The sequence below is a fragment of the Bradyrhizobium sp. 2S1 genome (assembly GCF_011516625.5).
Classification (GTDB): domain Bacteria; phylum Pseudomonadota; class Alphaproteobacteria; order Rhizobiales; family Xanthobacteraceae; genus Bradyrhizobium; species Bradyrhizobium septentrionale.
Map to the genome: position 1 here is coordinate 1,020,746 of NZ_CP147717.1, position 25,257 is coordinate 1,046,002.

At 64.2% G+C, this 25,257-nt stretch carries 23 protein-coding genes, 1 other RNA gene and 3 pseudogenes; 6 read left to right on the plus strand and 21 right to left on the minus strand.

Going from position 1 to position 25,257, the window contains the following annotated elements; all coding sequences use genetic code 11:
• Positions 1-55 precede the first annotated feature (55 nt).
• The gene (locus HAP54_RS04920; RefSeq protein WP_166298952.1) at positions 56-343 is read right to left on the minus strand and encodes a hypothetical protein; all 288 of its coding nucleotides are present in this window, start codon (positions 341-343) and stop codon (positions 56-58) included.
• Positions 344-432: 89 nt separating this feature from the next.
• Here HAP54_RS04920 and HAP54_RS04925 point away from each other — a divergent pair, with 89 nt between their 5' ends.
• A complete protein-coding gene (locus HAP54_RS04925; RefSeq protein WP_166298953.1) occupies positions 433-1,398 on the plus strand; it encodes a 2-hydroxyacid dehydrogenase in 966 nt (321 codons plus the stop codon).
• Between the two features lie 180 nt (positions 1,399-1,578).
• Here HAP54_RS04925 and HAP54_RS04930 read toward each other — a convergent pair whose 3' ends face one another.
• The 4 genes from HAP54_RS04930 to HAP54_RS04945 form a co-directional block, all read right to left on the minus strand.
• Positions 1,579-2,070: an SRPBCC domain-containing protein gene (locus tag HAP54_RS04930; protein WP_210297577.1), complete on the minus strand. Its 492-nt coding sequence runs from the start codon at positions 2,068-2,070 to the stop codon at positions 1,579-1,581.
• A complete protein-coding gene (locus tag HAP54_RS04935; protein WP_166298954.1) occupies positions 2,051-2,455 on the minus strand; it encodes an ArsR/SmtB family transcription factor in 405 nt (134 codons plus the stop codon). Before HAP54_RS04935 ends, HAP54_RS04930 begins: the two co-directional genes overlap by 20 nt.
• Before the next feature lie 98 nt (positions 2,456-2,553).
• On the minus strand, positions 2,554-3,204 hold the full coding sequence (locus HAP54_RS04940) for a dihydrofolate reductase family protein (protein ID WP_166298955.1): 651 nt from the start codon (positions 3,202-3,204) through the stop codon (positions 2,554-2,556).
• 92 nt (positions 3,205-3,296) lie between these two features.
• Entirely contained in the window at positions 3,297-3,956 is a 660-nt protein-coding gene (locus HAP54_RS04945; RefSeq protein WP_029077580.1) for a TetR/AcrR family transcriptional regulator, read from the minus strand.
• Positions 3,957-4,054: 98 nt separating this feature from the next.
• On the opposite strand from HAP54_RS04945, the gene HAP54_RS04950 reads away from it, so the two are divergent.
• Positions 4,055-4,699, plus strand: a complete 645-nt coding sequence (locus HAP54_RS04950; RefSeq protein WP_166298956.1) for a glutathione binding-like protein — start codon at positions 4,055-4,057, stop codon at positions 4,697-4,699.
• Between the two features lie 317 nt (positions 4,700-5,016).
• A pseudogene (locus HAP54_RS04955) lies at positions 5,017-5,808 on the plus strand (IS110 family transposase); the annotation flags it as partial.
• A 1-nt stretch (position 5,809) separates the two neighbouring features.
• On the opposite strand, the gene istB reads toward HAP54_RS04955, so the two are convergent.
• Positions 5,810-6,673: an IS21-like element helper ATPase IstB gene (gene istB / locus HAP54_RS04960; RefSeq protein ID WP_166294386.1), complete on the minus strand. Its 864-nt coding sequence runs from the start codon at positions 6,671-6,673 to the stop codon at positions 5,810-5,812.
• A gap of 8 nt (positions 6,674-6,681) precedes the next feature.
• Positions 6,682-8,172: pseudogene (istA, locus tag HAP54_RS04965) on the minus strand (IS21 family transposase); the annotation flags it as partial.
• A 115-nt stretch (positions 8,173-8,287) separates the two neighbouring features.
• Between istA and HAP54_RS04970 the strand changes: the two are divergent.
• A pseudogene (locus HAP54_RS04970) lies at positions 8,288-8,536 on the plus strand (IS110 family transposase); the annotation flags it as partial.
• 352 nt (positions 8,537-8,888) lie between these two features.
• On the opposite strand, the gene HAP54_RS04975 reads toward HAP54_RS04970, so the two are convergent.
• The 9 genes from HAP54_RS04975 to HAP54_RS05015 form a co-directional block, all read right to left on the minus strand.
• Positions 8,889-9,356 carry a DUF1348 family protein gene (locus HAP54_RS04975; RefSeq protein ID WP_166298957.1) on the minus strand — a complete coding sequence of 156 codons (468 nt, stop codon included), beginning with the start codon at positions 9,354-9,356 and terminating at the stop codon, positions 8,889-8,891.
• An 83-nt stretch (positions 9,357-9,439) separates the two neighbouring features.
• Positions 9,440-9,889 (minus strand): tol-pal system-associated acyl-CoA thioesterase, encoded by a 450-nt coding sequence (gene ybgC / locus HAP54_RS04980; RefSeq protein WP_166298958.1) that lies wholly within the window; start codon positions 9,887-9,889, stop codon positions 9,440-9,442.
• Between the two features lie 178 nt (positions 9,890-10,067).
• Complete coding sequence (locus tag HAP54_RS04985) at positions 10,068-11,675, minus strand: ABC transporter substrate-binding protein (RefSeq protein ID WP_166298959.1); 1,608 nt, start codon at positions 11,673-11,675, stop codon at positions 10,068-10,070.
• Positions 11,676-11,890: 215 nt separating this feature from the next.
• Positions 11,891-13,783, minus strand: coding sequence for an adenylate/guanylate cyclase domain-containing protein (locus HAP54_RS04990; protein WP_166298960.1), 1,893 nt, complete (start codon positions 13,781-13,783; stop codon positions 11,891-11,893).
• Between the two features lie 223 nt (positions 13,784-14,006).
• Entirely contained in the window at positions 14,007-14,924 is a 918-nt protein-coding gene (locus HAP54_RS04995; RefSeq protein WP_166298961.1) for a metallophosphoesterase, read from the minus strand.
• Between the two features lie 189 nt (positions 14,925-15,113).
• Positions 15,114-16,163, minus strand: coding sequence for a Holliday junction branch migration DNA helicase RuvB (gene ruvB, locus HAP54_RS05000; RefSeq protein WP_166298962.1), 1,050 nt, complete (start codon positions 16,161-16,163; stop codon positions 15,114-15,116).
• 193 nt (positions 16,164-16,356) lie between these two features.
• A complete protein-coding gene (gene ruvA, locus HAP54_RS05005; protein WP_166298963.1) occupies positions 16,357-16,974 on the minus strand; it encodes a Holliday junction branch migration protein RuvA in 618 nt (205 codons plus the stop codon).
• Between the two features lie 310 nt (positions 16,975-17,284).
• Complete coding sequence (gene ruvC / locus HAP54_RS05010) at positions 17,285-17,812, minus strand: crossover junction endodeoxyribonuclease RuvC (RefSeq protein ID WP_166298964.1); 528 nt, start codon at positions 17,810-17,812, stop codon at positions 17,285-17,287.
• 198 nt (positions 17,813-18,010) lie between these two features.
• Positions 18,011-18,757 (minus strand): YebC/PmpR family DNA-binding transcriptional regulator, encoded by a 747-nt coding sequence (locus tag HAP54_RS05015; RefSeq protein WP_166298965.1) that lies wholly within the window; start codon positions 18,755-18,757, stop codon positions 18,011-18,013.
• A gap of 224 nt (positions 18,758-18,981) precedes the next feature.
• On the opposite strand from HAP54_RS05015, the gene HAP54_RS05020 reads away from it, so the two are divergent.
• The gene (locus HAP54_RS05020; protein ID WP_166298966.1) at positions 18,982-20,754 is read left to right on the plus strand and encodes a methyl-accepting chemotaxis protein; all 1,773 of its coding nucleotides are present in this window, start codon (positions 18,982-18,984) and stop codon (positions 20,752-20,754) included.
• 201 nt (positions 20,755-20,955) lie between these two features.
• Positions 20,956-22,380, plus strand: a complete 1,425-nt coding sequence (locus HAP54_RS05025; protein ID WP_166298967.1) for a methyl-accepting chemotaxis protein — start codon at positions 20,956-20,958, stop codon at positions 22,378-22,380.
• 85 nt (positions 22,381-22,465) lie between these two features.
• Here HAP54_RS05025 and HAP54_RS05030 read toward each other — a convergent pair whose 3' ends face one another.
• The 5 genes from HAP54_RS05030 to HAP54_RS05050 form a co-directional block, all read right to left on the minus strand.
• A complete protein-coding gene (locus HAP54_RS05030) occupies positions 22,466-23,293 on the minus strand; it encodes a TIGR00282 family metallophosphoesterase (RefSeq protein ID WP_166298968.1) in 828 nt (275 codons plus the stop codon).
• A 2-nt stretch (positions 23,294-23,295) separates the two neighbouring features.
• Positions 23,296-23,874 carry a 5-formyltetrahydrofolate cyclo-ligase gene (locus tag HAP54_RS05035; RefSeq protein WP_166298969.1) on the minus strand — a complete coding sequence of 193 codons (579 nt, stop codon included), beginning with the start codon at positions 23,872-23,874 and terminating at the stop codon, positions 23,296-23,298.
• A 251-nt stretch (positions 23,875-24,125) separates the two neighbouring features.
• Positions 24,126-24,286, minus strand: a non-coding RNA gene (gene ssrS, locus HAP54_RS05040) — 6S RNA.
• 114 nt (positions 24,287-24,400) lie between these two features.
• Entirely contained in the window at positions 24,401-24,784 is a 384-nt protein-coding gene (locus HAP54_RS05045) for a cell division protein ZapA (protein ID WP_029077595.1), read from the minus strand.
• The gene (locus HAP54_RS05050; protein WP_166298970.1) at positions 24,781-25,101 is read right to left on the minus strand and encodes a DUF4164 domain-containing protein; all 321 of its coding nucleotides are present in this window, start codon (positions 25,099-25,101) and stop codon (positions 24,781-24,783) included. Before HAP54_RS05050 ends, HAP54_RS05045 begins: the two co-directional genes overlap by 4 nt.
• Positions 25,102-25,257 lie beyond the last annotated feature (156 nt).

The following is a 25,257-nucleotide window of genomic DNA, read 5'->3' on the forward strand; positions in this document are numbered from 1 at the left end:
AAGCCGAGGCACGGCGATGGCGCGTCAGGTCACTACCGCGACGATGATGCTGCGGTTACCAGGTGACGCCGTAGCGGGCGGCGGTCCGGCGCGCCTTGGCCTCATCGCTCTCGCGGCGGTTGGCGTGGCTCCTGTTCACCGGACGCGAGGCCTGCGGCCTTGAGGCCTCGGCCGGCTGGGCCTGCGAGGTGGCCGGCTGGGAGTCGGCCTGAGATGCAGCAGCGGCCGGTTGCGCCTGGGCGGGCGCATCCGCGGCGGCGAGCACGAGGCCGCGGCTCTGACCGGCATGGGCAGTGGTGAGCGAGGCCAGGATGAAAGCCGGGATCAGGATCAGTTTGCGCATGGAAGTTCTCCCCTGTTGGTGGCAGGAGACTGGGGGGCGGGCCGGACCCGCTCTGTGATGTACATCACACTGACGTTGGAGGTATCTGGATGGGTAATGGCGAACTCGCGCTGCTGATCAATGGTGGCTCGGAAAACTGGTCGTCGGCGCGCTGGAAGGCGCGGTTCGACGCCGTCTGCCCGGACCGCCGCGTGGTGCTGCTGCCGGACGGCGCGCTCGATCCGGCCGAGGTGCACTATGCCGCGGTGTGGAAGCCAAAGCCGGGCGAGCTCGCCGCATTCAAGAACCTGCGCGTCATCTTCAATCTCGGCGCCGGCGTCGACGCGCTGATGGCCGATCGCTCGCTGCCCGACGTGCCACTGGTGCGGGTTTCGGTCGGCGACCTCACCGACCGCATGACCGAATATGTCGTGCTGCATGTGCTGATGCATCACCGCCAGGAGCTTTACTTGCGGGAGTCGCAGCGGGCCAAGCGCTGGGCGCCGAAATATCAATGGGCGGCGGGCGCGATCACCGTCGGCATCATGGGGCTCGGCACGCTCGGCGCCGCCGCGGCGCATGCGCTGCGCGCGCTCGGTTTCCGGGTCGTCGGCTGGAGCCGCAGCGAGAAGCGGATCGACGGCATCGCCTGCCACCACGGCACTGAGGGGCTGGCTGCGTTCCTGCGCGAGACCAACATCCTGGTCTGCCTGCTGCCGCTGACGCCGGATACGCGGCATGTGCTGAACCGCGACGTGTTCGCGAAGCTCAATCGCAACAGCCCGCTCGCCGCACCCGTGATCATCAATGCCGGCCGCGGCGGTTTGCAGAACGAGGCGGACATTTTGCGCGCGCTCGACGACGGCACGCTGGGCGCAGCCTCGCTCGACGTCTACGAGACCGAGCCGCTGCCCGAGGGGAGCCCGTTCTGGAGCCATCCCAAGGTGGTGCTGACGCCGCACAACGCCGCCGACACCGACGCCGACGAGATCTCGAAATACGTCGCGCAGCAGATCGCGCGCTTCGAGGCCGGCGGCACGCTGGAGAACCTGGTCGATCGCGGGCGAGGATACTAACTCAGTGTCGTTCCGGGCAAGCGGAGCGCGACCCGGGACCCATAACCACGAATGGCAGTTGCGCGCGCTACGCTGTGGCCGCAGCGTGCTTCAACAACTCAATCCTGTGGTTATGGGTCCCTGCTTTCGCTGGGACGACGAGGTTGATAGGGCAGCCTTCGCCGCTGCCCAGGCTGCTTCTCACCCCATCCCGGCGACGATCTCGGCGAGCCGATCGTAGGCAGGCTCGACGCCCTTCTCGATGCCGGAATTGAGGTGGCCGTCGCGCGCCTCCTTGGTGGGATGGCGAATGGTGGTGGTCAGCGTGGTCGTGCCGGCTGCCTCGACGAAGGTCGAGGTGACTAGGTACTCGTCGCTGGTGAAGCCTGGCATCGAGAAGGTCTCTCCGAAGGCGATGCGATCCGGGCGCACGACCTCGCGGAATGTGCCGGTGAGGACGTGCTCGATACCATCGGACGAACGGAACACGTAGCGATAGCGGCCGCCGACCCGCAAATCGACCTCGCAGACCGGCATCGCCATCTCCTCGCAGCCGAGCCAGCGAACCAGATATTCCGGCCTGGTCATCGCATCGAACACCAGGTGCCGCGGCGCGTCGAATTGGCGCGTCATGGCGAACTCGAGATCCGACGGGGTGGTGATCCTCAGCGTCTTATCCACGCGTGCGTCCACGTTGCTTCTCCTTTTTTACTCTGACTTCACGGATGGCGCGCGGAGCGGCCTTCGCGGCCTCCTCCGCCTTCATCTCCTCGAGCAGGCCGTCGAGGCGGTTGAAGCTCTCGTCCCAGAAGCGGCGGAAATTCCCGAGCCAGAAATCGACCTTCCTGAACGAGTCGGGCGCGATGCGGCACGGCCGCCACTGCGCCTCGCGCCCGCGCGCGATCAAGCCGGCATGCTCGAGCACCTTCAGATGCTTGGAGATCGCCGGCAGGCTCATGTCGAACGGCTTTGCCAGCTCCATCACCGAGGTCTCGCCGAGCGCGAGCCGCGCCAGGATCGCGCGCCGGGTCGGATCGGCCAGCGCCGCGAATGTCGAACTGAGGGGGTCGGGCAGCATCTACTTAGCTCATTGGTTAAATAACCTTTGGGTTAAGTACGACCAAACGGCGCCCACGTCAACGGCGGATTCGTGCGGCTGACGCAGGCGTGAGCGGTTCAGGACTTGCGCGCGAAGGTGACGTGCGTGGCGTACGGGCTCGCGACATGCGAGACGACGGCATAGCCGAGAGCGGGCAGATCGAGGCCCGCGAACAGGCTCTCGCCGGCGCCGAGCACGACCGGCGGCAGCACCAGCTGCAATTCGTCGAGCAGACGCGCCTGCAGGAATTGCCGCACCACCGAGACACCACCACCGACGCGGATGTCCTTGTCCCCCGCAACCGCGCGCGCCCGCTCCAATGCGGCAAGCATGCCGTCGGTCACGAAATGGAACGTGGTGTCGCCTTCCATCTCGATGTCGGGCCGCGCATGATGGGTCAGCACGAACACCGGCGTGTGGTACGGCGGATTGTCGCCCCACCAGCCCTTCCAGGAATGATCCGGCCATGGCCCGCGGATCGGGCCGAACATGTTGCGGCCGAGGATCCAGGCGCCGATATTCTCCATCGACTTGCGCGCGATCTCGTCGTCGAGCCCGGTCGTCCCGCCATCCTGGCCGGTCATCGCGCGAAAGGCCCGCGTCTCGAACAGCCAGGCGGCGGGCAGCGCCAGCCCGCCCTCGCCGAATGGATGTTCGAGGCTTTGGCGCAGCGCCGCGCCAAATCCGTCGATCGAGACCGTGAATGTTGAAGTCCTGACTTTTCCCATGAGATTCCGCTTCCGTGAGTGAGGGCACCTTACGGAGGACGGGCGGGAAAACCAGCGCCCGACATTTGCTGCGGAGGAAATTTCGCGAGCCGCTATTTCGGCCCGCACATCACGTCGACGGCGCCCTTCACGATCGCCTCGAGCTCCTTGCGCGGCACCCGGGCGCGGGCACGAATCGCAATCGTGTGGATGGTGGCGGAAGCGAGGTGCGCCAGCGCGGCCGGATCGGCGCCGTCAGCCAGCTCGCCGCGCTCCTTGGCATGGCGGAAGCAGATGCCGAACGCCTTGTCGAGCTCGGTCAGGCCCTCCACCACCATGCTGCGGATGCCCGGATCCGACACCGCCTCAGACGCCGCGGTCATCACCGTGAAGCAGCCGCGCGGGCCGGACTCGCCGGAGAGATAGATGTCGAGCGCGATGCGGTAGATGCGCTCGAGCCGCTCGCGCAGCGGTGCCTCGGCGCGGAAGATGTCGACCATCGCGGCGCGCGCGTCGTCGCGATAGCGCTGGTAGCTCTTGATGTAGAGCTCGCGCTTGTCGCCGAACGCGCCATAGAGGCTCGGCCGGTTCATGCCGGTCGCAGCACTGAGATCGTCGAGCGAGGTCGCGGCAAAGCCGTCGCGCCGGAACAGATCGAGCGCCTTGCCGAGCGCGACATCCGGCTCATAGGCGCGCGGCCGTCCGCGGCGCTTCGGTGCGACCGGCGCCTCGATTTTGGCAGCAGATGGCGGCTTCTTACTTTTTTGTACCATTTCGCATTAAATTCCTTGACGCAGCAATTATTATCCAAGACAGTACAAAAATCAACAACGGCCGGGACACCCGCGCCAGACGCCCCAAGGAGGCACCAATGGACCTTTATTTCTCGCCGCTTGCCTGCTCGATGGCGACCCGCGTCGCGCTCTATGAGGCCGGCCAGCCGGCCAACTATCTCGAGGTCGATCCGAAGACCAAGCAGGTGCGCAACGACGGCTCCGACTTCAACAAGGTCAATCCGCTCGGCCTGGTGCCGACGCTGCGCACCGATGAAGGCGTGGTGCTGACCGAGAACGCCGCGATCCTGCAATATGTCGCCGACCAGTTCCCGCGCGCCGGCCTCGGCACCGCATCGAATGCCGAGCGGTCACGGCTGCATCAATGGCTGTGCTTCATCGGCACCGAGCTGCACAAGGGCCTGTTCCTGCCGCTGCTCGACAAGAAGGCGCCGCCGGACGCCAAGAGCTACGCTCTGGAGAAATACGTCTCGCGGCTCGATTATGTCGAGAACCATCTGAAGGGCCGCGACTATTTGCTCGATCATTTCAGCGTCGCTGACGCCTATCTCGTCACGGTCATCAACTGGACGATGGCGACGCCGCCGATCGAACTGGCAAAATGGCCGGCGCTGAAGGCCTATTACGAGCGGCTGCGGACCCGGCCATCAGTCGCAAAGGCGGTCGCGGAGGAGTTCGAGCTCTACAAGGCCGAGATCGCGCGGCACAAGGCGGCAGCGTAGGGCACACTGCGCGCCCTCTCCCCGTTCTTCACGGGGAGAGGGTTGGGGTGAGGGGCTGCTTCCACATGTTGTGAACGAGGTTAGACCTGTACCCCCTCACCCGGCTCGCATCTTGCGATGCGATCCGACCTCTCCCCGCAAGCGGGGCGAGGTGAAGTAAGTAGATGGGGTAACGGGCCGGCCGCCCGCTCGCTACGGCGCGATTTGGAAGCGCGCTCGCGAGCGGCCTGTTGGTTGGAAGGCGGTCGTCCCTCAAACTGATGGTGTCAATAAACGGAGTCGGGCAAGCCCGCTCCAAGCATCATTAAGGGACGACCATGTACCACTATGCAGGAATCGACGTGTCTTTGGAATGCTCGAGCGTCTGCCTTGTCGATGGGACAGGTAAGATTTTGCGCGAGGCGAGGGTTGCGAGTGAGCCGGAGGCCTTGATCACCTGGTTGCGGTCGCTGGGGTTGGTGCTGGAACGGATCGGGCTGGAGGCTGGTCCGCTGTCGCAATGGCTCTACGCAGCGATGCGGGATGCGGGCCTGGCAGTCGAACTGTTGGAGACACGGCACGTCCGCGATGCCTTCAAGGCGATGCCGGTGAAGTCGGACCGCAACGATGCCCGCGGGATCGCGCAACTGATGCGGCTGGGCTGGTTCCGGCCGGTGCACTGCAAGTCGATCGAAGCGCAAGAGACGCGGGCGGTTCTGACGGCACGCAAGCTGCTGCAGTCCAAGCTGCGCGACATCGAGAACAGCCTGCGCGGCGTGCTCCGCGGCTTCGGTCTGAAGGTCGGCACGACCACCGAGCGCACGTTCGCCGAACGCATCCGGGAGCTCGTAGCGGGCCATCCCGGACTTGAGATCGTGGCACAGGCGCTGCTCGAAGCCCACGCCGTGCTGCGGCGCGAGTTCAATGGCCTGGATAAGCACACCCAAAAGCTCGCCAGGTCGCACCCTCAAGCCCGCCTCCTGATGACGACACCGTCCGTCGGCCCGATCGTGGCGCTTACCTACGCCTCGGCGGTCGACGACCCGAAGCGCTTCCGGTCCTCGAAGGCGACGGGAGCGCATTTTGGCCTCACCCCGAAGAAGTACCAATCGGGCGAAACCGACTATACTGTCAATCGGCCTGCAAATTTGACCCCTCATCGGCGTCCAATTTTGACCCCTTCGTGCGGCGGGCTTTGCTGGTAGCGCTCGTCTCGTCGGAGCTGGCCGGGATAGCGGAGGCGAGACGAGCGCGGGTGGCGTGATCGTCGTCTCGGCTCTTGAACCGCCAGCTATCGTTGCCGGTCTCGACAATGTCGCAGTGATGGGTCAATCGGTCGAGCAGCGCTGTGGTCATTTTGGCGTCGCCGAACACGCTCGGCCATTCGCCGAAGGCGAGATTGGTCGTCACGATGACGGAGGCGCGCTCATAGAGCCGGCTGACGAGGTGGAAGAGGAGCTGGCCACCGGACTGGGCGAAGGGCAAATAGCCGAGTTCATCCAGCACGATGAAGTCCATCCGGGTCAGATGCTCGGCGAGCCGTCCTTGCCGTCCGTTGCGGGTCTCGGTCTCGAGGCGATTGACGAGGTCGACTACGTTGAAGAAGCGGCCGCGGGCACCGGATCGGATGCAGCTTCTGGCGATGGCAATGGCCAGGTGGGTCTTGCCTGTGCCGGTGCCGCCAACCAGCACGACATTGCGTTGCTGGGCGATGAAGCCGCCGCTGGCGAGATCATTGACGAGAGTCTGATTGATCGGCGTGCCGTCGAACTGGAAGTCGGCGATGTCCTTGGCAAGCGGCAGCTTGGCAATGGTCAGCTGGTATTTGATCGAGCGGGCCTGCTTCTCGTTGATCTCGGCGTTAAGCAGGTCGCCGACAATGCGCTGAGGTTCGTGCTGGCGCTTGACGGCAGTTGCCATGATCTCGTCGAAGGCAGCCTTCATGCCGTAGAGCTTGAGCTCGCCCATGAGGTCGAAGATTTGGGTTCGTTCCATCAGATGGTCCTCCGGAGGTTGTCGTAGCGGGCACAATCGGCGATCGGTGCATGACGGAGCGTCAGTGCGGCCGGCGTCATGATGTTGGCCGGTGGGGCGGGTTCACGTTGACGGGCCAGGATGTTGAGCACGACATCGGCGGAATGGACGCCATGACCGAGCGCTTCGGCACAGGCCGCTTCCACCGCGGACAGACCGTCAGTCAGCACCGCGGTGAGGATGTCGACCATCTGCCGATTGCCATCGTCGGTGCTGGCAAGCTTGCGCCGGATCCGCTCGATCGCGGCCGGCAGCACCCAGTCTTTGAAGGGAGCGCCGTTGCGCAAGGCACCGGGTTTGCGAGCCAGCACCGGCACATAGTGCCAGGGATCATAGGTCGTCTCGCCGCGGCCAAAGGATCGCGGGTGCTCGGCAACGATGCGTCCATCCTGACGGATCACGATGCGGTCGGCATAAGCCTGGACTTCGACCGGCCGTCCGACTGCGCTGGCTGCGACCGAGTACTTGTTGTTGTCGAAGCGCACCAGGCAGGTCTTCGAGACCGATGCCGTCACCGCATGGAAGCCGTCGAAGCGGCCGGCATAGGGAACGAGCTTGGGACGCTCGGCTTCGAACACTTCCCAGATCGTCTGATCGACCAGCTCCGGGTGGCGATGAGCCTTGGCGTAGGCGATGCATTTGTCGAGCAGCCAGGCGTTTAACTCGTCGAGGTTTTTGAACCGCAGCCGCGGCGTGAAGAAGCGCTCCCGGACCAGCCCGACCTGGTTCTCGACCTGCCCCTTCTCCCAGCCCGACGCCGGCGTGCAGGCGACCGGATCGACCAGATAGTGGCTGCACATCTGCAGGAAGCGGCGATTGTAGAGACGCCCTTTACCGACGAAGATCGTCTCTACGGCGGTCTTCATGTTGTCGTAGATGCCGCGGGTGCAGGTGCCTTTGAACAGAGCGAACGCCCGGTCGTGGGCGTCGAACACCATCTCCTGCGTCTCCCGCGGATAGGCCCGCACGAACAGCATGCGGCTGTGACAGAGCCGGACATGGGCGGCCTTCACCATCACCGTGGTCCCGCTCAGCAAGACCACCTCGTGGCTCCAGTCGAACTGGTAGGCTTCGCCTGGGGCAAAGCTCAGCGGGACATAAGCCGCCGCGGTCGATTGCCCGCGTTCTTTGCTCCACCGCCTGGCGTAACGCCGCACGGCATCGTAACCGCCGTCGTAGCCGCGGCCGCGCAGCTCTTCGAAGATCCGGATCAACGTCAGCTGTTCACGAGCCGATTTGGCCGCGTTCGCCGCCAGCAATCCGTCAAGCTCTACTGCCCATCGTCCCAGCTTTGGCCGCGGCTGCACCTGCCGCTCGTACTCGAAGGAGGTCTCTCCCGACCTCAGCACCTTCCGGACCGTGTTCCGCGACACCTTCAGGTCACGGGCGATCTCCTTGATCGTCTTGCCCTTGATGAAGTGCTCGCGCCGGATCCGGGCAATTGTCTCCACGATCAGCATCCCCCACCACCTGCTTCGTTCCAAAGCAGGCAGCGCAACAGATCAATCTGTAGGGGGTCAATTTTGGACGCCGATCCCCCGGCTTAGGGGGTCAATATTGCAGGCCGAATGACACTATACCGGCCGCATCAGCAAGATCGGCGATGCCTCCGTGCGCGAGGCGCTCTATCAAGCGGCTCACGTCATGCTGACCAAGCCGGTCAGGAACTGCTCGGCGCTGAAAGGCTGGGCGATGCGGATCGCCCGGCGCGCAGGCCTGCGCAAGGCCAAGGTGGCGCTCGCACGCAAGCTCGCCGTCGTTCTGCATCGCATGCTCGCCGACGCCAAACCGTTCAACCCGATGGCCAAGGCCTCGGCAACCTAAGCAAGGAGCAGCAATCGGTTCTGGGCGGGCCACGACACCAGGCTCTCCCTGAGCGAAGGTCCCTGCGCCGGGACGATGGATCCGGTCAGGCCGCCATCCGGGAAGTGGCTCACAACCACGCTTCCGTAGATTGGCCGGCCGGCTCCTCAATGCACCCCATCAGGCGACGGCCTTCGCGCCGATCCCGTACAGAAGCAAGTGCCCGGCGAGTGGATCACGCAAAAAGGGATTGACTTACAAAGGCCCGTTACAGAAGCCCGGATGCAGCGCAAGCGAAATCCGGGACGGTCTTGCAACCGGGCGAGCCCTTCCCCGGATTTCGCTTCGCTTCATCCGGGCTACGAAGAGCCGATCAAAACGGCTCCTGCGCCAACCCCGGCACATCGGCCGGACGCGGGCCGGGCGCCGGCCAGTGGAAGCGGCGGTCTTTCTCCGCAATCGCGATGTCGTTGATCGAGGCCTCGCGGCGGCGCATCAGGCCGTGCTCGTCGAACTCCCACTGCTCGTTGCCGTAGGAGCGAAACCAGTTGCCGCCCGCATCGTGCCATTCGTATTGGAAGCGCACCGCGATGCGGTTGTTGTCGAACGCCCAGAGATCCTTGATCAGGCGATACTCCAGCTCCTTCTCCCATTTGCGGGTCAGGAATGCCACGATCGCCTCGCGCCCCCCGAACACCTCGGAGCGGTTACGCCAGCGGCTGTCCTCTGTATAGGCGCCGGCAACCCGAACGGGGTCGCGCGAATTCCAGGCATCCTCCGCCATGCGCGCCTTCTGCGCGGCGGTCTCGCGGGTGAAAGGCGGCAGCGGCGGACGTGACATCGGCGATCCCTCGCGGTTGTTTGTCGCGCAAATCTATCGCCCCGCCGCGCAGAGTCGATGGGGCATTTCCGATCGGTCAATAGTTAGGCCATATCGGCCTTCATCAGTGTGCGGATGCTCTTCGGTATAGGCTGTGCCCTGCCCTGACTGACGAAGGCAACACGCACCTGTGCCTTCACAAGCACGTCATCGCCGCGCCTGACCTCCTGCGCGAGCATGATCGAGGCGCCCTTCACCGCGATCGGCCAGGTCACGATGTCGAGCATGTCGTCCATCCGCGCGGGCTTGAGGAAGTCGAGCGTCATCGAGCGCACGACAAAGGCAAAGCCGCCGGTCTCCGCCTCGGCCTCCTCGAACAGCGCGTTCTGCTCGGCGCCCATCAACCGGAGATGATTAGTGCGCCCGCGCTCCATGAAGCGCAAATAATTGGCGTGGTAGACGATCCCGGAAAAGTCGGTGTCCTCGTAATAGACGCGGACCTGCATATGGTGGCGGCCATCGCGGATCGCGCCGTCGATATGGGGTAAGGTCATCTGGAAAACTCTCGCTCAATATCTCCGCGACCGTCGAGAACGCGAACGATCACGATCCGATCCGTCTCTACCAAATAGAATGCAATGTAGCCCTTGATCAACGGCCCACGTAACGACGGCCGCAACCAACTTCGATTGCCTCATCGTGAAACGAACACGGAACCATAATATCCGTGCTTCACTCCGACTTGTCGACGTTCCAGAAGATCGGCGTGGCAGGGCCGTCAAGCACGCCTGAGAGCGATTTTCGCCACGCGCCGACCCCGCGCCATTGCCCGAGGGGGACATAGATCACCTGGTCATAGACGACCGCCTGGATATCTGCGGCGATCTTCTTCCGCTCGGCCGGCGTGGATGCACGCGCGAACTGGTCTTTCAGCGCTTCGAGCCGGGCCGATTCCGGCCAACCAAACCAACCACCGTTCCTGCCTCGACCGTTGACCAATATGTTGACGACGGGGTCCACCACATCGGCAATGATGAAGTTGGTGAAAAACAAGTTCCAACCGCCCTCTTTGGGCGGCTTCTGGCTAGCGCGACGGGAGACCACTGTTTGCCAATCGGTCGCCTGGAGGTCCACGTTGAACCCAGCCCTACGCAGCAGTTGCGCCGCGACGATCGGCTGTGCCTTGAAAACCAGGACGTCACCGGGCGCCATGATCACAACAGGCGTGCCGTCGTAGCCGGACTCGGCAAGGAGCTTCGTCGCGTGTGCGATGCCATTGCCTTTCACCAGCGAATCCGAGCCGGCGTCGGTGGCCAGCGGCGTGTCACAACCGAAAACCGCGCCACATACCCGGTAGTATTCTGAATTGCCAACCAATGCGTCCAGCACGTCCTTCTGGTTCAGCGCCAGCAACGCCGCGCGGCGCACCAGCACGTTATCGAACGGCGGGTAAAGAAAATTCATGCGTCCGACGATCTGGAAGCCATGCTTGTCCAGGGTCTCAAGCTTCAAGTCCTTGTTGGCCGCCAACTTCGTCACGAGATCGAAGGGAATATTCTCCACGAAGTCGATGTCGCCGGATTGCAGCGCGTTCACGGCGGTCTGTGCATCTGGCATCCTGATCCATTCGACCCGATCGACCTTCACGACCTTGCCGCCCGACGTCCAGTTCGGCGGCTCCTTGCGCGGCACGTAGTCCGTGTTTTTCTCATAGACGGCCTTTACGCCAGGCTGGAATTCAGACTGAACGAACTTGAAGGGACCGGAGCCGATCTGCTCCTTGATTTGCTGGCCCGGCGGCGTTTCGGCCAGACGCTTGGGCATCATAAACGGAACAATCGATGAAGGTTTTCCAATCGATTCCAGCACCAACCCGTAAGGCTCTTTCAGTTTCAGCGTGATGGTTCTGTCGTCAGTGGCCTCAATGCTGGCTGTGAAGTCCATGAGCGTCTGGCCCATGGTCTCGTTCTTGCTCCAGCGCTTGAGCGACGCAACGCAGTCTTCCGCGGTGACCGGGCTGCCGTCATGCCATTTAAGTCCGTCGCGGAGGGTGAAGGTGTAGGTGAGCTTGTCGTCGGAGACCTTCCAATCCGCCATCTGAGGCTGGATCTTGAAGCTGGAGTCGGTGGCGAGCAAAGTGTCAAAGATCATGTAGCCGTGATCGCGCGTGATATACGCCCCGGTGAAGCCCGGGTCGAGGATGCGCAGATCGGAATGCATCAGCGCAATGAGAGTCTTCGCATGCACCGGCGACGAGATTGGTTGCGCCGAAGCGAACACTGCCGACAAGGCGCCAACTGACACCACAGTGCAAAGTTTCCGACATGATATCTGAAGCATTGGATGTCTCCTGATATCGGCTGGTCAAATCCTCAAATTCGGGCTTAGCTGAGCGTGCAGGCTTGATATGGCGGAGCACCGCACCAGCGACCACATGCAGAGATGTCCGCCCGGCACCCTACCCGCAATCATCCCTCGGGTGCTGCGCTGGACGGCGCTCGTTGCGCCGCGAGCGAAATGAGTACCGATGAGCCGACCTTGTCGATCGACTGCGATTATTTCATTCCCGCCTGCTGCAATCCCTTGAAGAGTTCATTCAAGGTACTCTGAAACGCCAGATGCTGATTTGGAATTTCCTGGGAATAGATGTCGCGGATACGCGCCAGTGTGTAACCCGGCAGCGCGCTGTTGAAATCATTCAGCTCGTCGACCGCTTCGGTTTGCTTTCCGGCCAGCGCAAAGGCGCTCACCAAATGCGCGCGACTGAACCAAACCGTGCGTCTCTCCTCAACCGCTCTACGAAGCCAGACAATTGCATCGTCGTAGTTTCCCATCGCGAAGTACGCGCGCCCCAGGACCCAGGAAAATACACTCCTGGCAGGATCGCGAGGACTGAGTCTGATCGCCTTCAACACCAGCGGAGGCGCTTCCTTGGGACGCCCCGTCAGGACAAGTTGATTGGCCTTTTGAGCATATGCGAGGGCAAGATTGGGATCGAGGGCAAGCGCCCGTTCGAAAGCGTCCAGGGCTCCTTGATGATCCCCCTTCGCACGGCGAATAAAGCCATCATCCATGTGGCTCAGAGCAATGGTCGGGTCGAGACTGAATGCCTGTTGCAGCGCGTGCTCGGCCTGGCTCAGCAGCTCAATTCGTGCGTTGGAATCCGTTCCAGCAGCTTCGTTCCAGCGATTCAAATAGTCACGCATCAAGACATCTGCCAGTTGGCTCCAGGCGATGGCCGATTGCGGGCTGAGCTGCAGAGAATCCTGAAGATACTTGCGTGCGATAAGATTGTGCTGCGGAGTAATCGATTCAATGAGAATAGCCATGGCGCGTAACCTCATATCAATCGCATTGGAATCTCCCGATCGATTACGTCGACGGCTCTCGGCCTTGACCAGTTGAAGTCCGAGTGACGATGCGATTCGACCAGTTACAACTTCCTGCAATTCGAAAAGGTCTGTAACATCCGTATCAAATTGATCCGCCCAAATAGCCGTGGCGGAACGCGCATCTACCAGGTGCGCGTTAGCTTGCACCTTGGTACCGACTTTCCGGATGCTGCCTTCCAAGAGATATCGAACGTCGCAGTCCTGTCCGATTTGTCGAGGGTCGATATCTTTCCCTTTGTAAGTGAAAGCCGTTGCACGCGCAATCACCACGGTATCAGCCAAGCGGGAAAGGTGCGTGGTTAGATCATCGGTGACCGCGTCGGCGAAATAGCCCTCCTGCGGATCATTGCTCATGCTGCGAAACGGCATGACCATGATGGAAGCTTGAGCAGACTGCGCTTTTTGGCCATGCCAAAGCGGCACTGTGCCCACAATCGTCGCGATGGCTAGTAAGACAGCAAATGCAGCGACCACCGGACGACGCATCGGAGGAAGCGCGATAACTCGGCGCGCGGCGAGACGCATTCGCCCCAGGAGAGATTTGTCTTGCTCCTGGGCCTGGGTGACCCGAAAGACCTGAATCGGAGGGTCAATGTTCTTGACCCGGTGACGGCCCCTGTCCTCAAATGCGAGATTCGGATGACCCAGGAGCTGATCCCGAACGGTATTGGTAACAAATAGCTCGCCCGGCTCGGCGAGAGTTTCCAGCCGTGCTGCAATATTGACGCTGTTTCCGTAGATATCGCGCTCGTCGAAAATGACGTCGCCGGCATTTACGCCGATGCGCATTTGGAAGCGGCGCTCGGGGGCGGCACCGGCATTGCGCTTGCTCAATTCCTGCTGAATTTCGATACCGCAACGTACGGCATCCAGAGCGCTGCCAAATTCGACAAGCAATCCATCGCCGCTGGATCGAATAAGGCGACCACCATGCTCGGAAACTTTGGGTTCGATCAGGCCGCCGAAACATTCGGCCAGCATCACGTGTGTGGCGTCCTCGTCGGTCGACATGAGCCGACTGTAGCCAACGACGTCCGCCAGCAGGACGGCTGTCATCCTGCGTTTCACAGGGCACCTCCTTCCCGCGGCATCGGGCTTAATGTTTTTACAGGAGCGGGCTGCTGTTGTCACGCGCCGAGGTCGGCGTGGGTGCACAACACCCGTTTGGGTGACGAACGTGCGTACCTCGCTAAAGGATGCCGCGTTTCAAGGAACTTCCCATGCACCCTGATCTCCAAACGCCGACGTCCGCGCCTTTGTGAGTGCACGGCCGGGCTCGTCAGGACACCACCGGCCCCTTGGCGCCGAGCGTCACCTGCACGATCTCGGGCGGCACGCCGAGGCGGAACGGCATGATGCTGCAGCCGAGGCCGCCGGAGACGACGACGTCGCATTTCAGCTTCAGATGGCCATAGGCGAGCCGCATGCCATGCTTGACCGGCACCGCCGGCGACCAGCCGAGCAGCCGGATCTGGCCGCCATGGGTGTGGCCCGACAGTTGCAACGCGACGCGCGAGGGCACGCGAAGCGCAACGTCGGGCTCATGCGCGAGCAGGATCACCGGCGCGTCGTCGGTGACCTTTGCAAGCGTCGCGTTGAGATCGTCGACGCCGATGCGCCGGACCTCGCGATAGCGCCGCGCCGGCAGATAGGCGAGCTGGTCGCCAAGGCCGGCGAGCCAGAACGCACGGCCGTCCTTGACGAGCCGCACCACGTCGTTCTCATAGACCGGGATGCCGGCCCGCTCCAGCGCACGGCGCGCGACCGGTGTGCCCTGCCCCAGACGCTGTACCGCCTTGTCTTCCCAATAGTCGTGATTGCCGAGCACGGCATGCACGCCGAGCGGCGCCTTCAGGCCCTTTAGCACCGCAGCCCATTCGGAGGCCGGAATGAAGCGCGTGACGTGACGCAGCCCCGCGACATAGTCGCCAAGCAAAACGATGATGTCGGCGTTCAACGCATTGGTGTGCTCGACGATTGTCTCGATACGATTGAGCGACATCCAGGGATCGCAGGCGTGGATGTCGGCGAGCACGGCAATCTTGAGCGGAAAGTCCGCCGGCCATTGCCGCGGCGACAGATCGTAACGCGTGAGGGTGAGCCGGACGACCGGCTCGCTCAGGCCGTAGGCCGCGGTCGAGGCGGTGACGGCGGTCAATCCGCCGAACCCGCGAAGCAAATGACGACGTGAAATCATGGACGTTTGATCGGTGATGCCTGACGCTTCCTGGAAACGCTCCGACCAATCATAAGCCCTTTGATTGGAGCGGAATTGGGCCGCGTTTGTGCAGACGGCCTGCAGAGACCTTGCAAGGGTTAGCGGGCAAGGTTACCCGGCAGCGCGATGCACTGCATCAACACGTCTTTTCACGACTTCGGGAGCAGCTCAGTCCTCGTCGCCATTGTTGCCGAACAGGCCGAACTGCGAGGGATCGCGGTTCGGCTCGGCGAGGCCGAGATGACGGAAGGCATGCGAGGTCAGCAGCCTTCCGCGCGGCGTACGCTGCAGATAACCGCACTGGATCAGATAGGGCTCGATGATGTCCTCGATCGCATCGCGCGGCTCCGACAGTGCCGCCGCCATGGTCTCGACGCCAACCGGCCCGCCGCAATAGTTCAGGGCGATGGTGGTGAGATAGCGCCGGTCCATCGCATCGAGCCCGGCACTGTCGACCTCGAGCGCGCTCAGCGCGCGGTCGGCGATGCCGCGGTCGATGGCGTCGGCGTCCGCCGCGGAGGCAAAGTCGCGCACGCGGCGCAGCAGGCGGCCGGCGATGCGCGGCGTGCCGCGGGCGCGGCGCGCGATCTCGTTGGCGCCGTCGGGGCTCATGCCGATGTTGAGCACGCGGGCGCCGCGGGTGACGATCTTCTCCAGCTCGTCCTCGGTGTAGAAATTCAGCCGGATCGGAATCCCGAAGCGGTCGCGCAAGGGATTGGTGAGCAGGCCCGCGCGCGTCGTCGCGCCGACCAAAGTGAATTTCGACAGCTCGATCTTCACCGAGCGCGCCGCCGGGCCCTCACCGATGATCAGGTCGAGCTGAAAATCCTCCATGGCGGGATAGAGCACTTCTTCCACCGCCGGACTCAGGCGATGGATCTCGTCGATGAACAGCACGTCGCGCTCTTCCAGATTGGTGAGCAGCGCCGCGAGATCGCCGGCCTTCGCGATCACCGGACCCGAGGTGGCACGAAAGCCGACGCCGAGCTCGCGCGCGACGATCTGCGCCAGCGTGGTCTTGCCGAGGCCGGGGGGACCGACGAACAGCACGTGATCGAGCGCCTCGCCGCGCTTCTTCGCGGCCTCGATGAAGATCGAGAGATTCTTGCGCGCCTGGGCCTGGCCGACGAATTCCGTCAGCGACTGCGGACGCATCGCAGTGTCGCCGACATCATCGGAGCGGCGTTCGGGCGAGACCATGCGCGACGGCGTGTTCATGATGCGAGACTAACACGAGGCTGGTAGTTCCCCCTCGCCCCGCTCTTGCGGGGAGAGGGTCGGGGTGAGGGGCTCTCTCGGCCCGGCGATGCGCATGGAGAGACCTGTACCCCCTCACCCGGATCGCTGCGCGATCCGACCTCTCCCCGCAAGCGGGGCGAGGTTAGGAACGGCTCGCGCGAGTATCCACCACTCACTTCGACAATTCCTTCAGGCCCAGCCGGATCAGCTGCGCGGTCTCGGCCTGCTCACCGGCGCTGCGGGAGGCGGCGGCGATGGCGGCGGCGGCCTGCGGCTGGCCGTAGCCGAGATTGACCAGCGCGGAGATCGCGTCCGTCACCGGACGCGGCGCGCGGTTGTTGTCGATCGCGCCTGACAGCTGCACCACTGCGGGATCGACATCGGCGAAGCCCGGCGCCTTGTCCTTCAGTTCGCTGACGATGCGCTCGGCGACCTTCGGCCCGACCCCCGGCGTGCGCGCAACCGCCGCCTTGTCGCGCAGCGCGATCGCGTTGGCCAGATCGGTCGGCGGCAGCGTGCCGAGCACCGCGAGCGCGACCTTGGCGCCGACGCCCTGCACGGTCTGCAACAGGCGAAACCATTCGCGCTCAAGATCCGAGCGGAAGCCGAACAGTTTTATTTGATCCTCGCGGACATAGGTCTCGATCGAGAGCACGGCCGCGCTCCCCGGCGACGGCAGCGCCTGCAATGTGCGGCTCGCGCAATGCACCTGATAGCCTACGCCGCCGACGTCGAGGATCACATAGTCCTCGCCGTAGGAGTCGATCAGGCCCTTGAGCTTGCCGATCATCGCGCCCCCCCAAGTTCGGCGCTCGTGGCTCGCACGATCGTTTCGACTTCGGTGAGGGAGGCACCAGCGGAAGGGTTCCCTCCCCCCTTGCGGGGGAGGGTTAGGGAGAGGGGTGCCGCTTGCTCAGTTGGCTGACGCATAACAACGCTCGCACCGCACTCACTTGTCTCGCGCGCTTCGTTGATGCCTCGTCGTCGCACATCGCGCACCGTCGCCCGGGGCTTACCCCTCTCCCCAACCCTCCCCCGCAAGGGGGGAGGGAGCCCAACCAGTGTGCTCTCCTCACTTCGCGATACGTCAGAAGAGTCCCTCATAGGCTCGCCACCCTGAGCCGCAGCGCGGTGCTCTGGCGGTGATGGGCGTGGGTGATCGCGACCGCGAGCGCGTCGGCGGCGTCGGCGGACCGCGGCTCGGCTTTCGGCAACAGGATCTTCAGCATCACCTGGATCTGGTTCTTCTCGGCGTGTCCGGCGCCGACCACGGTCTTCTTGACCTGGTTCGGTGCGTATTCGGCGACCGAGATACCAAACATTGCGGGCGCCAGCATGGCGACCCCGCGGGCCTGCCCGAGCTTCAGCGTGGCGACACCGTCCTTGTTGACGAAGGTCTGCTCGACCGCCGCCTCCGCCGGCCTGTAGTCGCCGAGCACGGCGGCCAGCCCCTCATGGATTGCGAGCAGCCGGTTCGCCAGCGGCACATCATCCGGCGGCTCGACCGAGCCGCAGGCGATATAGACGAGACGATTGCCTTCGGTCTCGATCACTCCCCAACCGGTGCGGCGGAGACCCGGATCGATACCGATGATGCGGACGGGAGAGCGAATCGGCTGCGATGTCATGGGGTAGTGATACCGCCTGCGCCGGGAGAACGAAACACAAACGGACGGGTCATCCCCTGCCGCGGTCGTAGCAGCGAGCCTCGCTCGTCATCCCGCGAAGGCGGGGATCCAGTACGCCGCGGCTTCTCGGATCAAACTCGGGTCTCTGGGATACTGGATCGCCCGATCAAGTCGGGCGATGACAGCGCAACAAGTAGATCAGCCGCCCATCTTCGCGATCAGCGCGTCGGACACCTCGAAATTGGCGAACACGTTCTGCACGTCGTCGTGCTCGTTGAGCAGGTCCATCAGCTTCAACAGCTTTTCGCCGGTCTCGTCGTCGACCGAGACGGTGTTTTGCGGCTTCCAGGTCAGCGCGGCCTTGCGCGGCTCGCCGAACTTCGCTTCCAGCGCCTTTGCCACTTCACGGAAGGTGTCCTGCGAGGCGTAGACCTCGTGACTGGCCTCGCTGGAAACCACATCGTCGGCGCCGGCCTCGATCGCGGCGTCCAGCATGGCGTCGTCGGAGGCGACCTTGGCGTCGTATTCGATGATACCGGTGCGGTCGAACATGAAGGCGACCGAGCCAGTTTCGCCGAGATTGCCGCCCGACTTGGTGAAGAAGGAGCGGATGTCGGAGGCGGCACGGTTGCGGTTGTCGGTCAGCGCCTCGACGATGACGGCGACGCCGCCGGGGCCATAGCCCTCGTAGCGGATCTCGTCATAGTTCTCGCCCTCATTGCCCGCGGCCTTCTTGATCGCACGATCGATGTTGTCCTTGGGCATGTTCTCGGCGCGGGCCGCAACCACGGCGGCGCGCAGGCGCGGGTTCATCGCAGGGTCCGGGGTGCCGAGCTTGGCCGCCACGGTGATTTCGCGGGCCAATTTGCCGAAAAGCTTCGACCTCTGGGCATCCTGCCGGCCCTTGCGGTGCATGATGTTCTTGAATTGGGAATGGCCGGCCATGCGACGTCTCTTCGAAAGCGTAGGGTCTGAACGGGTGGAAAACGCGGCCTTATAGGCCCCTGGCGGTCAAAATCAAAGATCGGCGGGGGCCGTCCGGTCCCGGAATACTACCGCATCCCGGAATATGAGGCACTTGTTAACCATGACTTCACGCCCGGATGCGAGGATCGCCCCGTCCCGCCGCAACTTTCCAAGGCAACTTCCAACAGCCCCACAGAGCCCACATGGCGTTCGGTTTGTTTCGAAAGCAAGTGCCGGAGCCGGCTGCGCCCGGCGTCGCGCCGAAGGTTCCGGCCACGGCAGCTGCGCCCGACAGCCCCTCCTCGACCGAGACTGATTCGGCCAAGGATTCGGCGAAGGAGATCCTGGAGCTGCTGGAACTCGAGCTCGGCGCGATGATCCGCCAGCTCGAGCGGGCCGCAGGCTCGGTCGCCGACGGCGCCGAAGCGACGGCGGCCAAGCTTGCGACCATCCGCGCCCGCACCGACGCGCTGAGCGGCCGCAGCAGCGATGCGCAGAGCACCGCGACGACGTTCTCGGAAGCCGCCGGCCGATTCACCCATTCCGCTGAAGGCATCGGCCAGCAGGTGCGCAGCGCGAGCCAGCTCGCCGACGATGCCGCGGCCGCGGCGCGCGAGGCCACCGCCAATGTCGATCGCTTGCGCGAATCCTCGGCTGCGATCGGCAACGTCGTCAATCTGATCGCGCAGATCGCGCGGCAGACCACGCTGCTGGCGCTCAACTCGACCATCGAGGCGGCGCGCGCCGGCGCCGCCGGCAAGGGCTTTGCGGTGGTTGCCACCGAGGTCAAGGCGCTGGCGGTGCAGACCCAGAGCGCCACCGAAGAGATCACGCGGAAGATCGAGGCGTTGCAGAAGGACGCCACCGGATCGGCCGACGCGGTGCACCGCATCTCGCAGGCGATCGAAGCGATCCGCCCGGTGTTCGAGAACGTCAACGGCGCGGTCGCCGAGCAGAATGCGATCACCGGCGAGATGGGCCAGAACGCCGCCTCCGCCTCCAGCTTCATCGTCTCGGTCGGCACCAGCGCCGGCGAGATCGACTCTGCCACGCGCGAAGCCGCCGCGCATGGCGACAATGTCGCGAAGGCCGGGAAGGCCGTGACAGCCTTCGCCCAGAAGCTGAAGGCGCGCTGCGCGGTGCTGCTGCGCCAGGACGAGCGCGGCGACCCGCGCAAGAACGAGCGCCTGCCCTGCAGCCTCAAGATCGAGATCACGACCGCGCGCGGCGTCGTCACCGCGCCGGTCTACGAGATCGCGATGGACGGCATCCTGATCGGCGGGCCGGATGCCGAGAAGCTCGCGGCCCACGAGACCCTGAGTGCGACCTTGCAGGATATCGGCGCGTGCCGGATCAGAATCGGCGACCGCACCAAGGCCGGTGCACAGGCCCGCTTCGAGGGCGAGACCGCCGCGCTGCGCGAGCAGATCGAAGACCGGATGTGGGCGATCCACGAGGAGAACGCCGAGCTGATCACCCGCGCGATGGAAGCAGGCAGCGCGCTGACCAAGGTTTTCGAGAGCGGCCTCGCGAGCGGCGCGATCACGATCGACGACATGTTCGACACCGACTATGCCGAAATAACCGGCACCAATCCGGTGCAATACCGCACCAGGATGCTGGATTGGGCGGATCGCGCGCTGCCCGCTCTGCTCGAGGCGTTCCTCGCCAAGGACAAGCGGCTGGCGTTCTGCGCGACGGTCGACCGGAACGGCTATCTGCCGGTCCACAACAAGATCTACTCGCATCCGCAGCGGCCGGGCGATGTCGCCTACAACACCGCCAATTGCCGCAATCGCCGCATCTTCAACGATCCCGCGGGCCTCGCCGCCGCACAGAACCAGCGCGCCTATCTGGTGCAGAGCTATGCGCGCGACATGGGCAACGGCACAACCGTGATGATGCGCGAGATCGACGTGCCGATTCGCGTCCGCGGCCGGCATTGGGGCGGCTTCCGCACCGCCTACAAGCTTTGACTGGAATTTTTGTAGCCCGGATGGAGCGAAGCGTAATCCGGGACGAGCGTGCCCACGGGCGGGAAACCCGGATTTCGCTGCGCTGCATCCGGGCGACGTAGTGCGCGCTCAGGCAAGACTGGCGGCGCGAATCACGCTTTAGATTGAAATGGGGAATGCTGCGGCGGCTCAACCGACCGCTGTGATGGAGGAAGCGCTGATATGTCGGCCGTGCAGCTTGCAGTTCTGGACACCTCATCGAACCGGACGCTGGCCGAACGGCTCGTTGACCAGCTTGCCGACCGCATCGGCGGCCTCGGAGTGGAACTCGCCGACATCGCCGGCAACGTCCAGGAGGTCGCCAACCGCGTCACCAACCAGTCGGAGCGGTTCCATCATTTGCAGGCGACGGCCGAGACGATGGTCTCGGCCAATCACGACATCGCCAACGCATCGCAGGCGGTGCAATCGACCGCGTCCGCCGCGGTCGGCCAGATCGCGGAGTCGCGCCATGCGGTGGACACTGCGGTCAGCCACATCTCCGAGCTCGTCGCCGCGGTCGCGCGGATCGAGGCGCGGCTTGCCGCGGTCGGCTCCGCGCTGAGCCAGGTCGCCAAGGTTTCCGGTTCGATCGAGGCGATCGCCAAGCAGACCAATCTGCTGGCGCTCAACGCCACGATCGAGGCCGCGCGCGCCGGCACCGCCGGCCGCGGCTTTGCCGTGGTCGCGAGTGAGGTGAAGAGCCTCGCGGAGGCGACCCGCCAGGCGACGCATCAGATCTCCGACACCGTGCGCGATCTCGACGGCCAGATCGGCAGCCTGATCGGCGAGAGCAGCGACGCCTCGCTGCGCGCCAAGAGCGCCGGCGAAGGCGCCCAGCAGATATCCGGCATCATCATGCGCGTGCAGGAAGGCTTTTCATCTGTTGGTGCCGAGATCGACAACGTCGCGCGCGCCGCGACCTCCAATCTCGGTCATTGCGACACCGTGATCGCGGAGCTGAACGAGCTCGCCAAGGGCGTCGATCTCTCGTCGCGCGACCTCAAGCACGCCGACGGCCGCGTCGCGAAGCTGCTCGAGCTGTCCGAGAGCCTGATCGTGACCATCGCCGACAGCGGCGTGGAGACCAGTGACGCGCCGCTGATCCGCGTCGTGATCGACACCGCGAAGCAGATTTCCGAGCTGTTCGAGAATGCCGTCGCGCGCGGCGAGATCACGCTTGCGCAGTTGATGGACGAGAACTACCGCGAGATCGCGGGTTCCAATCCGAAGCAATATCTCACCAACTATGTCAGCTTCACCGACCGCGTGCTGCCGGCGATCCAGGACCCGATCCAGAAGACCGATCCGCGCATCGTGTTCTGCGTCGCCTGGGCGCGCGGCGGCTATCTGCCGACCCACAATCCGAACTACCGGCTGCCGCAGGGGCCCGACCCGGTCTGGAACAACGCCAATTGCCGCAACCGCCGCCTGTTCAACGACCGCGCGGTGAGCAAGGTCGCAGCCAATACAAAGCCGTTCCTGCTGCAGACCTACCGCCGCGACATGGGCGGCGGCAATTTCGTGCTGATGAAGGATGTGTCGTCGCCGATCGTCGTGCACGGCCGCCACTGGGGCGCGTTCCGGATGGGCTTCCGGCAGTCGTAAATCCGTAGCCCGGATGCAGCGCAGCGCAATCCGGGATCAGCCCCTCAACCCGTGAGCCCCCGGATTTCGCTGCGCTTTATCCGGGCTACAACGTCCAAAACCCCGGCACCGCGGGCTCGAGCCGTCCGCCGGCGCGGACCGGGGCGACCTTCACCGCAAGCCCGGTCGTGTCGTCGGTCTCGACCGCGATGCCGCTCAGCGTGGCTGTGCCCGCGGCCGGCTCGAAACGGCCGGAGGGAATGCCGGTGAGGAAACGCTGCAGCGGCTCCTCCTTCTGCATGCCGATCACCGAATCATAATCGCCGGTCATGCCGGCATCGCTCATATAGGCGGTGCCGCCCGGCAGCACCTGGTGATCGGAGGTCGGCACATGGGTATGGGTGCCGACCACGAGGCTGACGCGGCCGTCGCAGAAGAAGCCGATGCCCTGCTTCTCGCTGGTCGCCTCGGCATGGAAGTCCAGCACGATGGCGTCGGCGCCTTCGCGCAACGGGCAGGCCTCGAGCTCGCGGTCGATCGCGGCGAACGGATCGTTGGACGACGGCTCCATGAACACGCGGCCGATCGCGTTGATGACCAGCGCGCGCTTGCCGTTCTTGGTGTCGATCAGGGTCGAGCCGCGGCCGGGCGAATGGCGCGGGAAATTCAAGGGGCGGATCAGCCGCGGCGCGCGCTCGATGAAGACCAGCGCCTCCTTCTGATTCCAGGCGTGGTTGCCGAGCGTGATCGCATCGGCGCCGGCGTCGAGCAGCTCCTGATAGATCGCCTCGGTGATGCCGAAACCGCCGGCGGAATTCTCGCCATTGACGATGACGAGATCGAGTGACCAGTCCCTGATCATGCCGGGAAGGTGGTCGGCGATGGCGGTGCGGCCGGTCCTGCCGACGACGTCACCAACGAACAGAATACGCAATGCTAGGGGCTCCGGAAATCGAACGTCTTGCGCTCGGTTAGCACATAATCCAGCGGGACGTCGTGCGACAACGCCGGAATAGCCTTGCTTTCCTGTGCAGCGAAGGCAATCCCGACCCCGATCACATGCTTGGCCTTTCGCAGATGCGCAAAGGTATAGTCGTAATAGCCGGCGCCATAGCCGATGCGGTGGCCGAGCCGGTCGAACGCCGCGAGCGGCACCAGCATCACGTCGGGATGCACCTCGGGTGACGCCGGCGACGGCTCGGGAATGCCGAGCGGCCCGAGCATCAGCCGGTCCTGCGGCGACCAGCTGCGGAAGGTCAGCGACTGGCCGCGCGCATTGATGCAGGGCAGCGCGAGCCGCGCGCCCTTCTCGGCCAGCTTCTTCATCAACGGCGCCGGGTCGAACTCGCTGCGGATCGGCGCATAGCCGGAGACGATCATGCCCTGTGTGATCTCGAACGGCGCGCCGCGCTTGGCGAGCGCTTCGGCCGCCGTCGCGCGCTGCTCGTCGCTCAGCGCATCACGCTTGGCGAGGGCAAGCGCCCGAAGCTCGGCCTTCGATGGAGCTGCGTGCATGATCCATCTTCCGCTGTCGTCGTCCGCGACAACGGACGATCCATCATTCCAGTGATGCTGAAGCGCGATGAGCGCTTTAGCGTTCTTGTTTGAGCATGATCTTTTCGGAAAACCGCTTCACACTTTTCCGGATCATGCTTCAGCACCGTATGGCCAGGCCGCGGCGCACTGGACGCCCCGCTTCGCAGGGGACAGCGCTGCACCACAATCGAACCGCCGCCGCGCGACGACAAGGCAACAGCAAAATACAGTGCGAAGCCGCAGAGGCCGTTGGAGCGCTCGATCCCGGAGTTCCCTACGAAAGTAGGTGGGCACCATATGTCCGGGTCCACGGACCCGGCCAGGGACAGTTCCCTAAAGGATCGATAAGGCCCCGGGGATATATGGCTCCTGACGCACGACGCAGCTTCGCAGGGTCAATGTAGCGACGAAGTGCCGGTTCCGCTAGCGGCAAGAAACCGCGATCAAGGCTCGGGCTCTCTCCGCCGTCATGGCCGGGCTTGACGAAATCTCGCAGGGGATCACATCACCCGATCGCGATGCCGCCGCCGATGGTGCGGTTGAGCACCTGGGTGGTGCGCTCGATCCGCTCGGCGGCGGCGTTAAGCGCATTGGAGACCGCGGTCTGGGTCGCGCGGGCGCGGTCGGTGGCGGCGACGCGTGCATTGCGCAACTGCTCGACCTCTTCCTCAAGGCTGCGGAGGCGTGCGCTGGCATCGGCCAACTCGTCGCAGGCAGTCAGCGCCGCCATCACCGTGAGCCGCGCATCGCCGATCTCGCCGAACTTGCCGCGCAGCGATTCGACGCGCTGCTCGAGGTTTTCCGCGAGCTTCAGCAGCCGCACCTCCTGGCCCTCCTCGCAGGCCATCCGGTATTGCCGGCCATTGATGGTGACGTTGATGTGGCTCATCTCTTGTCTCCGCCCTCGAGCACGGCGCGAATGGTGCCGATCGCCGCGTCAAGCTTTTCCGCGATGTCGCGATTGACGCGCTCGAGCTTGCGCGTCTTGACCAGCGATCCGTCGAGTTCGTCGGCAAGTCTGGAGCGATCTGCGCCGAGCGCCTGGATCCGGCTCGCCAATTCGTTTTCGTCGCGGTCGGCCTCGCGGCGCCGCTCCACCGAGCTTTCCAGCGCATCGAGCGCAGCCATCAGCCGCTTTGTCGCAGCATCGATATCGGCAAGCGGTGCCTCGGTATTGCCAGACCCGTTGGCGAGACGATCACTCATGACACGCGGCGTGGACCCTTCTTGGGTTGGCTGGGTAGCCTGCTGGAGATAAGCCTGCCGCACGGCAAAACTGGCGGTTCGGCAAGCGCTTACGGGACGAAATTTACGTGGCAAGCGAGCCGAGCGCAACGGCGGCGCAGAACTATGCACCGTTGA